The organism is Cupriavidus oxalaticus (assembly GCF_038900635.1).
In the GTDB taxonomy this organism is placed as follows: domain Bacteria; phylum Pseudomonadota; class Gammaproteobacteria; order Burkholderiales; family Burkholderiaceae; genus Cupriavidus; species Cupriavidus oxalaticus_B.
In genome coordinates, this window is record NZ_JAYMRX010000001.1 from 27,002 (window position 1) to 40,169 (window position 13,168).

Annotated in this window: 14 protein-coding genes; 2 read left to right on the forward strand and 12 right to left on the reverse strand. The window is 66.5% G+C overall.

What is annotated here, in order from left to right; translation table 11 throughout:
* Positions 1-73: 73 nt before the first annotated feature.
* Together rluB and scpB are read right to left on the reverse strand one after the other, a co-directional pair.
* Positions 74-1,960 carry a 23S rRNA pseudouridine(2605) synthase RluB gene (rluB, locus tag VSR71_RS00125; protein WP_342911978.1) on the reverse strand — a complete coding sequence of 629 codons (1,887 nt, stop codon included), beginning with the start codon at positions 1,958-1,960 and terminating at the stop codon, positions 74-76.
* 5 nt (positions 1,961-1,965) lie between these two features.
* On the reverse strand, positions 1,966-2,832 hold the full coding sequence (gene scpB, locus VSR71_RS00130; RefSeq protein ID WP_342911979.1) for an SMC-Scp complex subunit ScpB: 867 nt from the start codon (positions 2,830-2,832) through the stop codon (positions 1,966-1,968).
* On the opposite strand from scpB, the gene VSR71_RS00135 reads away from it, so the two are divergent.
* The gene (locus VSR71_RS00135; protein WP_342911980.1) at positions 2,821-3,189 is read left to right on the forward strand and encodes a hypothetical protein; all 369 of its coding nucleotides are present in this window, start codon (positions 2,821-2,823) and stop codon (positions 3,187-3,189) included. The two genes, scpB and VSR71_RS00135, sit on opposite strands and share 12 nt — an antisense overlap.
* A gap of 199 nt (positions 3,190-3,388) precedes the next feature.
* On the opposite strand, the gene VSR71_RS00140 is transcribed toward VSR71_RS00135, so the two are convergent.
* Positions 3,389-4,147 carry a sulfite exporter TauE/SafE family protein gene (locus VSR71_RS00140; RefSeq protein ID WP_342911981.1) on the reverse strand — a complete coding sequence of 253 codons (759 nt, stop codon included), beginning with the start codon at positions 4,145-4,147 and terminating at the stop codon, positions 3,389-3,391.
* Positions 4,148-4,224: 77 nt separating this feature from the next.
* Here VSR71_RS00140 and fnr point away from each other — a divergent pair, with 77 nt between their 5' ends.
* Positions 4,225-4,950 (forward strand): fumarate/nitrate reduction transcriptional regulator Fnr, encoded by a 726-nt coding sequence (gene fnr, locus VSR71_RS00145; protein WP_342911982.1) that lies wholly within the window; start codon positions 4,225-4,227, stop codon positions 4,948-4,950.
* A gap of 61 nt (positions 4,951-5,011) precedes the next feature.
* Here fnr and VSR71_RS00150 read toward each other — a convergent pair whose 3' ends face one another.
* The 9 genes from VSR71_RS00150 to VSR71_RS00190 form a co-directional block, all read right to left on the reverse strand.
* A complete protein-coding gene (locus VSR71_RS00150) occupies positions 5,012-5,257 on the reverse strand; it encodes a hypothetical protein (RefSeq protein ID WP_342911983.1) in 246 nt (81 codons plus the stop codon).
* Complete coding sequence (locus tag VSR71_RS00155) at positions 5,254-5,463, reverse strand: hypothetical protein (protein ID WP_342912656.1); 210 nt, start codon at positions 5,461-5,463, stop codon at positions 5,254-5,256. The genes VSR71_RS00150 and VSR71_RS00155 overlap by 4 nt, the downstream gene beginning before the upstream one ends.
* Before the next feature lie 35 nt (positions 5,464-5,498).
* On the reverse strand, positions 5,499-6,971 hold the full coding sequence (ccoG, locus tag VSR71_RS00160; RefSeq protein WP_342911984.1) for a cytochrome c oxidase accessory protein CcoG: 1,473 nt from the start codon (positions 6,969-6,971) through the stop codon (positions 5,499-5,501).
* Positions 6,972-7,020: 49 nt separating this feature from the next.
* Positions 7,021-7,938, reverse strand: coding sequence for a cytochrome-c oxidase, cbb3-type subunit III (gene ccoP, locus VSR71_RS00165; protein ID WP_342911985.1), 918 nt, complete (start codon positions 7,936-7,938; stop codon positions 7,021-7,023).
* A 2-nt stretch (positions 7,939-7,940) separates the two neighbouring features.
* Positions 7,941-8,105, reverse strand: a complete 165-nt coding sequence (locus tag VSR71_RS00170; RefSeq protein ID WP_010809472.1) for a cbb3-type cytochrome oxidase subunit 3 — start codon at positions 8,103-8,105, stop codon at positions 7,941-7,943.
* A 3-nt stretch (positions 8,106-8,108) separates the two neighbouring features.
* Positions 8,109-8,804 (reverse strand): cytochrome-c oxidase, cbb3-type subunit II, encoded by a 696-nt coding sequence (gene ccoO / locus VSR71_RS00175; RefSeq protein WP_342911986.1) that lies wholly within the window; start codon positions 8,802-8,804, stop codon positions 8,109-8,111.
* An 18-nt stretch (positions 8,805-8,822) separates the two neighbouring features.
* Positions 8,823-10,271 (reverse strand): cytochrome-c oxidase, cbb3-type subunit I, encoded by a 1,449-nt coding sequence (gene ccoN, locus VSR71_RS00180; protein ID WP_342911987.1) that lies wholly within the window; start codon positions 10,269-10,271, stop codon positions 8,823-8,825.
* A 165-nt stretch (positions 10,272-10,436) separates the two neighbouring features.
* Positions 10,437-10,583 carry a cbb3-type cytochrome oxidase assembly protein CcoS gene (gene ccoS / locus VSR71_RS00185; RefSeq protein WP_063238066.1) on the reverse strand — a complete coding sequence of 49 codons (147 nt, stop codon included), beginning with the start codon at positions 10,581-10,583 and terminating at the stop codon, positions 10,437-10,439.
* Positions 10,584-10,590: 7 nt separating this feature from the next.
* A complete protein-coding gene (locus VSR71_RS00190; RefSeq protein ID WP_342911988.1) occupies positions 10,591-13,146 on the reverse strand; it encodes a heavy metal translocating P-type ATPase in 2,556 nt (851 codons plus the stop codon).
* Positions 13,147-13,168: the final 22 nt, after the last annotated feature.

A 13,168-nucleotide genomic window follows, 5' to 3' on the forward strand; every position in this document is an offset into this window, starting at 1 on the left:
AAAAGCCAGACATACTCGCAGATTACGCGCCGCGCTGGCGGGTCTTCACCCCGCCGTGCGCGGCATCAGGCACTCAGCGATTGCCGCCGCGGTTGCCCCCGCGGCTGCCTCCGCGATTGCCGCCACCGCCACCGCCACCTCCACCGCCGCCGCGCTGGGTGCGGTTTCCGCCGGCCTTCGCCGCCTTCGGCATGACATTTCCGTTCGGCTCACCGCCGCCACGACGCTGCGGCTTGCCCTGGCCGCCCAGACCGGCGCCCCCGCCGCCACGCGCCTGGCGCGCGCCGGTACCGCGACCGCCGCCAAGGTTGGCCGCGTGCGAGGTCAGCAGCGTGGGGCCGTGGCTGATGTAGCCCATCGACGTCTTCATCGGATCCGGCTGGCCGCCGCGGCTGCCGCCCCTTGCACCGCCCTGTTCATAGCGCGGCAGGCCGTCCATGCCGGTATGCATAGGCATGCCGGCAATCGCCGCTTCGGTCCGCTGCTTGCGCCCGCCGACCTTGGTCGCGCCCTTGCCGGACTGCTCGCCCTTGCCAGGCACCTTCAGGCCGACCGCGGTCATCAGTGCCTTGACGTCATTGGGCTCGACCTCCTGCCAGCGGCCGCGCTTGAGGCCGCGCGGCAGCAGGAACTGGCCGTAGCGCGTACGGATCAGGCGCGACACGGTCAGGCCGACCGCCTCGAACATACGCCGCACTTCGCGGTTGCGGCCTTCGGTCAGCGCCACGTGGTACCACTGGTTGACGCCCTCGCCACCGCCGTCCGCAATGCGCAGGAAGTTGGCCTCGCCGTCGTCCAGCTTGATGCCGTGCAGCAGGCGCTGGCGGTCGGCTTCGGCCAGCTCGCCCAGCGTGCGCACCGCGTACTCACGCTCGACGCCGTAGCGCGGGTGCATGAAGCGGTTGGCGATATCGCCCGAGGTGGTGAAGATCAGCAGGCCTTCAGTATTGAAGTCCAGCCGGCCAACGGCGACCCACTTGCCGGTCTTGATGCGCGGCAGGCTATCGAACACGGTCGGACGGCCTTCGGGGTCCGACTGGCTGACGATTTCGCCGGCCGGCTTGTGATAGAGCAGCACGCGCGGCGGCTTGGTCGACACCTTGCGGTGGATCAGCTTGCCGTTGACGCGCACCTGGTCGGCCGGCAGGATGCGCTGGCCGATATGCGCCGGCAGCCCGTTGACCGAGACCCGGCCCTGCAGGATCAGTTCTTCCATTTCGCGGCGCGAGCCCAGGCCGCCTTCAGCCAGCACCTTGTGCAGCTTCGGGGCGTCGTCCTCGGCCGACAGCTCGCGCACCGGCTTCGCCTTGGTGCGCGGGATGACCGTGTCTTCCTTGTCATACTGCTCGGAAATCACGAAGCGGAACAGGTCCTCGCTGCCGGCCGCGGCCTTGTCGGCGCCGCCCTGGCCCTTGCGCTGGCCCTGCGGCTTGGCACCCTCCTTGCGGCGGCCTTGCGGCTGCCGGCCGGCAGCGGCCTGCCCCTCGGCCGGCGCGGCTGACTTGCCGCCACGCGGGTTCGGTTTGCGCTTGCGGGCCGCCTGCTCACCCTTGTCTGCCTTCTCGGCCCTTTCGGCTTTCTCGCCCCTTTCAGCCCTTTCAGCCTTGGGCGCCTTGTCGGCCGGGGCCTGCGGCTGGCCGCCCTCGCCCTGAGCCGGCTTGCGCTTGCCGCGGCCACGCTGGGCACCGCGCCCGCCGGCCGCCGCAGGTGCCGCGGCCGCTTCGGCGGCGTCGCCGGGCATACCGGCCTCAGCGCCTTCGGCGCGGCCGGCATCGCGATCTTGCGTTGCCTGGCGGCGCGACGCCACCAGGTTCCTGAGCCCTCGGCGCAGCCCCTTGCGGCGGGGCGCGGCTTCGCTGCCCGATCCGGGTTCTGCGGCGCCGGAGTCGGCGGGTGCGCCCGCGTGGCGGGTGTCTTGCTCAACGGAATCAGACAAGGTATTCACTATCGGATGTTGCATGTTGTTCAGTTCGGCACGCGTTCGTCGTGCTCGCTCGGGTGCGGCGAGCTGCCGTCTTCCGGCAGTTCACCCCGTGCCCCGTCCGGATCGGAATCGGCAGGATTGGCCCGTTCGGTTGGTTCGCCTTCAGCACCCGGTTCCTCCGCTCCATGCTGGTGCGAGTGCAGGTCGAATCCGTTGGCAATTTCGCCGTCTGCGGAGGCGTGGCCGGCGTCCGTGCCTTCGGACTCGCCCGCGGCGGATGCCTCGGTCTGCGCCGGTTCGGCAAACGCCTCTTCATCGGCACTGCCAGGCTTGCTTGCCGCCAGCGCCTCGAAATCGATGGCCTGCTGGTCCAGCAGCGTTGCCTGAGCCTGCGCCTGGGCATCCTCGAGCGGCGGCAACTCGTCCAGCGTACGCAACCCGAGGTCGTCCAGGAAGGCCTTGGTGGTGGCATACAGTGCCGGCCGCCCCGGCACGTCGCGGTGGCCAATCACCTCGATCCAGCTGCGGTCTTCCAGCTTCTTGATGACTTCCGTACTGACCGTCACGCCGCGGATTTCCTCGATGTCGCCGCGCGTCACCGGCTGGCGATAAGCGATGATCGCCAGCGTCTCCATCACGGCGCGCGAGTATTTCGGCGGCTTTTCCGGATTCAGGCGGTCGAGGTATTCGCGCATCTCGGGGCGGCTCTGGAAGCGCCAGCCGCTGGCCAGCGCCACAAGTTCCACGCCGCGCGGGCGCCAGTCCTGGCGCAGTTCCTCCAGCAGCACGCGGACGGTGTCCGCGCCGACATCGTCGGCGAACAGCCGTCGCAGATCATTGACGCGCAAAGGCTCCTGCGCGCAGATCAGCGCCGTCTCGAGGACGATCTTCGCCTCTTGGGTATTCATGTTGATGGTGTGCAGCCTGTCTTTGCACCTGCTCCCGGACGGATCCGGGGCACCGGAGATTTTGGATACAGCGATGCCAATGCCATCGCCATCTCATTGCGCAGCTCACCCGGATGCCTGCTGCATCCAAGCCGTGCACTTCCCTTTCTTTGCATCGAGTTGCCGGGTCACTCCGGCAGGAGATCGTTCGCATGCCGCCATGGGCCGGTCAGCGAACCTCTTGCGTGGCGCGCCCGCAAAACGGACGCCGCTGTCGGCGAACTGAACGCCTCGGACGCAAGAAAAACGGGTATCGGGAGCAAGGCCGGCATCTCCAACACCGCAGTGCCAGCCGGGCTTTTGAACCAGATCTTTTAAACCGGATGGACCGCGGCACGGGCCGGGCATTGAACTACCAACGCTCCCGCCGCCGTGGGCGCACCTTCTGGTAGGAAGGCCGCTGGCGCTGCTCGCCGCTGCTTACAAAACATCGCGCAATACCGCAATGCTGGCGATTGTATGGCATTCCCGCCCTCGCCCGCAACCATCATCCGCCGTGCCGTGCGCCCCATACGCCTCAAAAGACCAAGCAAAAACCCTGCTCGGCGAGCGAATGTGGCAGCAACACCGCGCGCGCCAGGCCTAGGGCGCCGAAAGCCATAACAGCAACACCCGCGCCCACGCGCACCGCGCGCCGCCGCGACAGGCCGCGCAAGTAGCCGGACAGCCCCGACAGCACCAACAGGTTGGGCAGCGTGCCGACGCCGAATACGCCCATCACCAGCGCACCGGAACCGGCATTGCCGGCGAGCAGCGCCAGCGTCAGCGCCCCATAGACCATGCCGCACGGCACCAGCCCCCAGGCCAGGCCAACACCGTAGCGCCTGGCAAGTCCTCCATGCGCACGCACGAACGTTGGCATGCCGCCGCCCAGCCGGCCGATCTGCCGCGCCACGGCGCTGCCCGCCCGCGCCGCCAGCCGCTCAAGCCACGCGACGGTAAAGGCACTGCCGCGCAGCAGGCGCCAGCCCGACCACAGCAGCATGGCGCTGCCGGCTCCGAACAGCCAGCGCTGCACCGGCAGGTAATCCTGCTTCCACGCGCCGGCGCCGATCGCGCCCAGCAGCGCGCCAAGCAGCATGTAGGTTGAAATCCGGCCCAGGTGCATTGCCAGCAACTCCCCGGCCCAGACAGCGCGGCTGCGCACAAAGGTCACGGCCGCGACGCCGCCACGTGGCTGTTCGACCGCCAGGGCGATGCCGCCACACATTGCTGCGCAATGCACGCCGCCAAGCAACGCCAGCATAAAAACGCTAATTAGCACACCAAATGGCAAATCTGACTCCCTGCCTCATCACATCGCACGTTAAAATGTCGGGGTCGCGCCCTCGCATCCACTCTTGCAGGTTCCAATTGCTCACCTCCATTCCAATCACCGAGATGTCGCCCCGTTGCTCCACTTGCGCGATGGGGCAACTGTGCCTTCCGGTTGGCATGTCCCAGCAAGACCTCACCAAGATGGACACGCTGGTGCAGGAACGCATCCGGGTCCATAAGGGTGAGACCTTGTATCGCATGGGCGATCCCCTCACCGCGGTTTATGCCATTCGCTTCGGCACGCTGAAGACGCACGTCACGACCGAAGACGGCCGTTCCCAGATTACCGGTTTCCACCTGCCTGGCGAAATCGTCGGTCTCGACGGCCTCGGTGAGATGCAGCATGCCTCGGACGCGACCGCACTGGAAGATACCGAAGTCTGCGTAGTCCGCCTTGGCGACCTGCAGACGCTGTCAGCGGACCTGCCTTCGCTGCAGCATCAGTTCCTGCGGCTGATGGGCAAGGAAATCACGCACGACCAGCTGATGCTGGTGACACTCGGTTCGATGCGCGCCGAAGAACGCCTTGCCGCGTTCCTGATCAACCTGTCTGAGCGCCTGTCGGCCCGTGGCTACTCGTCGACCGAATTCGTGATGCGCATGAGCCGCGAGGAAATCGGCAGCTACCTGGGCCTGAAACTGGAAACCGTCAGCCGCCTGTTCTCGCGTTTCGCTGAAGCCGGCCTGATCCAGATTCGCCAGCGCCACGTCAAGCTGGTGGATCTCGCCGGCATCAAGCAGCTCTATAGCCGCAGCTGCTGATCCTTTCCTCCGCCCCGCCGCTTTGCGCCTGCGCCGCGCGGGGCGGCGCAGGTATCGGCATTCATTCCAACTCGTCGGTATCGCTGAGCCGCGTCGGCATCGTGTACAGCGTCAACCCGCTGGACAGCGCGCAGAAGATCCACGCCAGCAGGAAGCTCATCGTGTAGATCGATTCGCGCGAGGCGTCGATCGGATGCCCGAAGAACTTCAGATCACCGGGATCCACGACCGAGAACACTGTCGCGGTGGCAAACCCCGCCATCAGGAACCCCGGCCACAGGACCCACATCAGCCAGCGCAACCTCATGGCTGCCTCGCTGCGCTCGGCTGAGGCCGCGCCGCCTCGGCCTTCTCGACCACCAGTCCATGGCGCGCTGCGCCCTGCACCGGCACGTCAGGATGCGAAGACGCAAGCCAGATAGTGACGCCGCAGGCCACCATCGCGACCAGCGGGCCGCTCATCAACAGCCACGGCCACGGCTCTTTCCACCACGGATTGCCTTGCTGATTCATCATGCCCCCTTGAGTTCTGCACCGAACGCCTGGCGTCACAGGTCGCGCGGCACGATAAAGCTGGTGCTCTGCCGGATCTCGGCGTTGCCCCGCTCCGTTCCTTCGCCGGTCACCGTCACGCTGATCTTGTGCGTGCCCTGCGCGGCGTCTTCAATCGGCACGCGTATGCGGACCGGCAACAGCCGGTTCGACGTCGGCGCCAGCGATTCGGCCTGCTTGTCGTATTCGACCGTCAGGTTCTTCAGCTCATCGCTGTCTGCGCGCACGCTGATGTGCATCGGCCCCTCGGTCGTATTGATCAACTGCAGGCGATAGACGTTTTCGATCCAGCGCCCTTCGACCTCTCGGCCCAGCGCGCCACGGTCGCGGATGATGTCCACTTTCAGCGGCGTGCGCAGCGCGATCGAAGCCACGAAGCCAGCTAGCAGCGCGACCCAGATCACGGAATAGATGATGACACGCGGACGCAGCAGTCGCTTGCGCGACGCAGCCGCGGACAGCGCCTTGCGCATGGCATTTTCCGAGGTGTACCGGATCAGGCCGCGCGGATAGGACATCTTGTCCATGACCTGGTTGCAGGCGTCGATGCACGCGCCGCAGCCGATGCATTCATACTGCAGGCCATCGCGGATATCGATGCCGGTCGGGCACACCTGCACGCAGATGCTGCAGTTGACGCAATCGCCGAGGCCCGCCTGGCGATGGTCGGTCTTGCGCGAACGGCTGCCGCGCGGCTCGCCCCGGCCGATGTCGTAGGTCACGACGTAGGTGTCGCGGTCGACCATCACGCTCTGGAAGCGCGCATACGGGCACATGTATTTGCACACCTGCTCGCGCATGAAGCCCGCGTTGCCCCAGGTGGCAAACGCATAGAACAGCATCCAGAACGTCTGCCACGGGCCCAGCGACAAGCTCGCCAGCTCGCCACCCAGCTCACGGATCGGCGCGAAGTAGCCGATGAAGGTGAAGCCGGTCCACAGCGCGATCAGTACCCACAGGAAGTGCTTGGTGGCCTTGAGACGCAGTTTGCGCAGGCTCCAGGGGTCGCCATCGAGACGGATGCGGGCGATCCGGTCGCCTTCGATCCGCCGTTCGATCCACATGAATATCTCGGTATAGACCGTCTGCGGACACGCGTAGCCGCAGAACAGCCGGCCGGCGATCGCCGTGAACAGGAACAGCGCCAGCGCCGAAATGACCAGCAGCACGGCGAGGTAGATGACATCCTGAGGCCACAACACCAGCCCGAAGATGTAGAACTTGCGTTCGCCAAGGTCGAACAGCACGGCCTGGCGTCCGTTCCACTGGAGCCAGGGCGTGCCGTAGTAGATCAGCTGGGTGAAGAGGACCAGCCAGACGCGCCAGCTGGAGAAAGCGCCCGTGACCGAGCGCGGATAGATCTTGCGGCGGACCTCGTACAGCGTTTCATCCGAGGTCTCGGCAGGCGCAGCGGCCGACCGTTGGTGGTCGGCCGCCCGGGCCACTTCTTCGGTCCCGGGTGCGTTCATGGATGGTTTCTCCTGCGGGCGGCCCGCGCCCGCTCAGATGAGTCGCCTGTCATTGGCCGGCACCCCCGCCGGTATTGGACAGACCCCAGACATAGGCCGTCAGCATGCGGATCCGCTCTGGCGTCAGGATCTCTTCATGTGCCGGCATGTGGTTGTTATGCCCCTTCAGGATGGCGTCGACGATGCTGCCTTCCGAACTGCCATACAGCCACACGTTATCGGAGAGGTTCGGCGCGCCCAATGCCTGGTTGCCCTTGCCGCCGGCACCATGGCAAGCCGCGCAGGTCGACTTGAACGTGCCTTCTCCACGCGAGGCGCGGATGGGGTCCGAAGACAGCCCCGACAGCGAGCGGACATACTGCGCCACGTCGCCTGCCAGCTTGCCGTCGATGGTAGATGCGAACGGCGGCATCACGCCATTGCGGCCCTTGGCAATGGTCTGCTGGATGGTTTCGGGTTGGCCGCCATACAGCCAGTCCCCATCTGTGAGGTTGGGGAAGCCGCGGCTGCCGCGTGCGTCCGAACCATGGCATTGCGCGCAGTAGTTCAGGAACAGCCGCTGGCCGATTTCGCGCGCCTGCGGATCTCCTGCCACCTGCCTGACATCCATCTTCAGGTACTTGGCATAGATCTCGTTCTGCATCTGCTCCTGCGCGGCACGATGCGCCGCCAGTTCGCCCTGCGTCGAAAAATTCAGCACGCCTGCATACTTGCCCAGGCCCGGATACAACACCAGGTAGACCAGGCCGAAGATGCAGGCCAGCAGGAACATCCACATCCACCAGCGCGGCAGCGGATTGTTCAGCTCGCGCAGGTCGTCGTCCCAGACGTGGCCGGTGTCGTCGCCTCCACCGGCGGTCTTGGTGATCTTGCGTTGCGAGAACAGCAGCCATACGCACCAGACGATGCCGACGAGCGCGATCGCGGCAATGTAGTAACTCCAGAAATCGGAAAAGAAATCGCTCATGGCTAGGTGTTCCGGCTCGATGTTGTCGTGGTTTCGTCAGGCAGCGCGAACGGCAGCATGGCGGATTCCCGGTTGGCTGCCTGCCGGCCGGCCGACCAGGCCCACCAGCAGATGCCAAGGAAGACGACCATCGACACGACGGTCGCAATGGCGGTGATCATGGCCATGGCTTACTCCTTCGTCGGCGCAGCGGCTTCCGCTGCGGGCGCCGCAGGCGCAGCCGCTGCAGCGGTATCCACGCGGACATTGCGGCGGTTGGTGCCCAGGCCTTGCAGGTAAGCCACCAGCGCGTCTTCCTCAGTCTTGCCCTGGAGCGCGTCCGGCGCCTTGGCGATGTCGGCCTCGGTGTAGGGCACGCCCAGCTTTACCAGCGCCCGCATGCGGGCCTGGATATCGTTGGTCGGCAGCGCGGCTTTTTCCAGCCACGGGTAGGAAGGCATCACCGACTCGGGCACCACGTCGCGCGGATTGCGCAGGTGAATGCGCTGCCAGTCGTCCGAGTAGCGGCCGCCGACGCGCGCCAGATCGGGGCCGGTACGCTTCGAGCCCCACAGGAACGGGTGGTCGTAGACAGACTCGCCCGCGGTCGAGAAGTGGCCGTAACGCTCGGTTTCGGCCTGCAGCGTACGCACCTGCTGCGAGTGGCAGCCGACGCAGCCTTCGCGGATATAGATATCCCGGCCCATCAGCCGCAGCGGCGAATACGGCGTGATACCCGGATCCGGCTCGGTCGTGGAGTGCTGGAAGAACAGCGGCACGATCTGCACCAGACCCGCGATGCTGACCACGAGGATCGTGCAGATGATCAGCCAGCCGATGTTCTTCTCCAGCGTTTCGTGGGAAAAGAATCTTTGTTTTTCCGACATCTTTCTATCCTGGAATGATCAGTGTGCGGAGGCGGGGATGCTGGCCGGGATCGGCGCATCCACGGCACGCTTGCCGACGATGGTCTTGGCGATGTTGTAGGCCATCAGCAGCATGCCGGAGAGGAAGCAGATGCCACCCAGCAGACGGATCAGGTAGAACGGGTACTTGGCCTTGACCGCTTCGACGAAGGCATAGGTCAACGTGCCGTCAGGCTGCGTGGCGCGCCACATCAGGCCTTCCATCACGCCGGCGATCCACATCGAGGCGATATACAGCACCACGCCGATGGTCGCGATCCAGAAATGCCATTCGATCAGACGCACGCTGTACATCTGTTTCTCGCCGAACAGCCGCGGGATCAGGTAGTACAGCGAACCGATCGAGATCATCGCGACCCAGCCCAGCGCGCCGGAGTGCACGTGGCCGATGGTCCAGTCCGTGTAGTGCGACAGCGCGTTGACGGTCTTGATCGACATCATCGAGCCTTCGAACGTGGACATGCCGTAGAACGACAGCGCCACCACCAGGAACTTCAGGATCGGATCGGTGCGCAGCTTGTGCCAGGCGCCGGACAGGGTCATGACGCCGTTGATCATGCCGCCCCACGAAGGCGCCAGCAGGATCAGCGAGAACACCATGCCGAGCGACTGCGCCCAGTCCGGCAGCGCGGTGTACTGCAGGTGGTGCGGGCCGGCCCACATGTAGGTGAAGTTCAACGCCCAGAAGTGGACGATGGACAGGCGGTAGGAAAAGATCGGGCGCTCGGCCTGCTTGGGAATGAAGTAGTACATCATCCCGAGGAAGCTGGTGGTCAGGAAGAAGCCCACCGCGTTATGGCCATACCACCACTGGATCATCGCGTCCTGAACGCCGGCATAGGCCGAGTACGACTTCCACAGCGACACCGGCATCTCGATGTTGTTGACGATGTGCAACAGCGCGATGGTGAGGATGTAGGCGCCGAAGAACCAGTTGGCGACATAGATATGCCGTGTCTTGCGCTTGACGATGGTGCCGAAGAACACGATCGCATACGCCACCCAGACCGCGGTGATCAGCAGGTCGATCGGCCATTCCAGCTCGGCGTATTCCTTCGAGGAGGTGATGCCCAGCGGCAGCGTGATGGCCGCGGCAACGATGACCAGTTGCCAGCCCCAGAAGGTGAACGCAGCGAGCGGGCCGCAGAAAAGGCGGGCCTGGCAGGTGCGCTGGACCACGTAGTACGAAGTCGCGAACAGCGCGCTGCCGCCGAAGGCAAAGATCACCGCATTGGTATGCAACGGCCGCAGGCGGCCGAACGACAGCCAGGGCGTGTTGAAGTTGAGTTCCGGCCAGATCAGCTGTGCTGCCAGCAGCACGCCGACGGCCATGCCGACGATCCCCCAGACTACCGTCATGACAGCGAACTGTCTTACGACGCCGTAATTGAAGGTGTCGACGCGTGAAGACGCGGCAGTGACATCCATTCAGACCCCCAAAGCTAAGAGAAGAGAAAAAACCTACTGACGTTGCGACTTTAGAAAAACCCCGCCACCGGTGTGTTGATCTTTATCAAGTCGCGCAGGACCGGCAATGAACCTCGCGGCGCGGCCCCGGTCCGAGGCCCGATGGCATGTCGGGACATGCGCGCGTCAAGGCTTGTCGTTGTCAAGCAGGATCGATTCCGCGGGCCGGTCGAGGTCGTCGTACTGGCCCGCATGCAATGCCCACCACAGTGCGGCTGCGATCACGACGACGAGTACCAGGCTCATCGGCACGAGCAGGTAAAGCGTTTCCATGAGGCTCCTAGACCGGCTTGCGGCCGGCGCGCAGCAGACGCCAGGCGTTGGCCACCACCAGCAGCGACGACAGCGACATGCCGATACCGGCCATCCATGCCGTCACCAGCCCGGTCGCCGCCAGCGGGATCGCCACCACGTTGTAGAAGAAGGACCAGCCCAGGTTCTGCCGCACCACCCGCCGCGCCTTGCGCGACACCGCCAGCGCGGTCGCGATCTCGTCGATGCCGCCGTGTGTCAGCACCGCGTCGGCGCCGGCCTGCGCCAGCGGCGCGCCGCTGCCGATCGCGATCGAGACCTGCGCCTGCGCCAGCACAGGGGCGTCGTTGATGCCGTCGCCGACGGCGAGCACCACCGCCCCGCCCTGCTGCAGCCGCGCGACGTAGTCGCGCTTGCCCTCGGGCGTCACTTCGCCGGCGGCATCGTCGATGCCGAAGTGCTTTGCCCACCAGTGCACGGCCGCGGCGTTGTCGCCGGAGACGAGGTGGCAGTTCACGCCCAGCGCGCCGAGCCGCGCCAGCAACGCGGAAGTCTGCGCACGCTCGACATCGGCCAGCACGAAGCTGGCAAGCATGCCCTCCTGTGCCGCCAGCCACACGACCGTGGCGCCGGGATGGATCGGGCCCGCAACCGCCGGCACGTGCACAGGAGAGCCGCCGCCAACCAGGCCACGCGCGAAATCCGGCCGGCCGAGCCGCAGGCGGCGTCCGGCGACCGTGGCTTCAAGGCCCTGTCCGGGCACATTGCGGATGCCGGTGACCGCGCCGGCATGGCGCCCTCCATCAGGCGCTGCCGCGAGCAGCGCGCGTGCGATGGGGTGCTCGCCGCCGCGTTCCATCGCCGCGGCCAGTGCAAGGCATTGCGCCTCGCCAAGATCGGCCAGCGGCTGCACTGCGGCAACGGCAAACCGTCCTTCGGTCAGGGTGCCGGTCTTGTCCAGCACCACATCGGTCACCCGCGCCAGTGTCTCCAGCGCGTGGCCGCGCGTCAGCAGCACGCCGCGCCGCGACAACGCGGCGCCCGCGGCGGCGAGCGCGGCGGGCGTGGCCAGCGACAGCGCGCAAGGGCAGCTCACCACCAGCACTGCGATCGTCACCAGCAGCGCGCGTGATGGATCGATCCACAGCCCCCACACCAGCCCGGTCAGCGCCGCAAGCACCAGCAGCGTGGCCACGAACCAGCCGGCGACACGGTCGGCCAGCGTGGCCAGGCGGGGCTTTTCCGCCAGCGCGCGGTCAAGCACCGCAACGATCTCGGCCAGCCGTGTGCCGGCGCCCACGCGCGACACACGCAGCTCCAGCGGGCTGGCGGTGTTGAAGCAGCCGGCCAGCACGGTTTCGCCAGCACCGCGGCGCACCGGCCGGCTTTCGCCGGTCAGCATGGACTCGTCCAGTTCGCTGGCGCCGGCGACGACGGTGCCGTCGGCGGGTACGATCTCGCCCGCCTTCACGCGGATCAGGTCGCCCTGGCGCAAACGTGCCACCGGGATGCGTTCACCCGTGGCCCCTATTCCGGCAAGCCGCTCGCAGGTGGCGGGCAGCTGGCGCGCCAGCATCTCGGCGCCGCTGCGCGATGCCTGGCGCACGCGCAGTTCGAGATAGCGCGCCAGCAGCAGGAAGGCGACGAACATCGTCACCGAATCGAAATAGACCTCGCCGATGCCACGCACGGTGGCCAGCGCGCTGGCGATAAACCCCGCGCCGACGCCGATGGCAACCGGCACGTCCATGCCCAGATGGCGCTGACGCAGGCTGCGCCAGGCGCCGGCAAAGATCGGCGATGCGGAATAGAAGACCACCGGCAGCGTCAGCGCAAGGCTGGCCCAGCGCATCAGCTGCAGCTGGCCGGGGTCGATGGTGGCCTCATGCGTGTAGATCGGCCATGCATACATCATCACCTGCATCATGCCAAGCATGGCCACGGCCATGCGCATCAGCAGGCTGCGGCGCGCTCGCCGCTCCTGCTGGTCGGTGCGCGAGACCTCGAACGGCCACGCCATGTAACCGATGCCGGCGAGCGCCGCCAGCAATCCGGCCACGGACTGCGTGCCTTCGCGCCAGCGCACCACCACGCGGCGGGTGGCAACATTGGCCACCGCGGACTCCACGCCGGGCTGGCGCGTCAGGTGCTGCTCGATCAGCCAGGCGCAGGCGGCGCACCGGATGTTCTCGGGCGCCAGCGTGATCTCGGCCCGGCCGTTGTCGAGCGGACGCACGAACTGGGTGCGCAATTCGGGAGTGTCGTAGGCGGCCCAGATCGGTTCGGCTTCGCGCCGCGCCGCGTCGTCGATCGGGCGGGCAAAGCGGGCCTCGTCACCATAAAGATGGGCAAATCCGGCCGCGTAGAGGGTCTGTGCGAGTGCCTGGCAGCCCCCACAGCAGAAGACCCGGCGGGCGCCGTCCAGTTCGGCTGCCAGCGGCTCGGCCTGCGTGACCGGCAGGCCGCAATGGAAGCATGCGAGTTGCGCCCCGGCAGTGGCCGCGCCGGCGTTGGCGGCAGGCACGGCGGACGCTGCATGCATGGCCAGCACGCTGGCGGAAGGGATGGTGGCTGGGGACGACATGGGGGACCTTTTTCTACCCCCT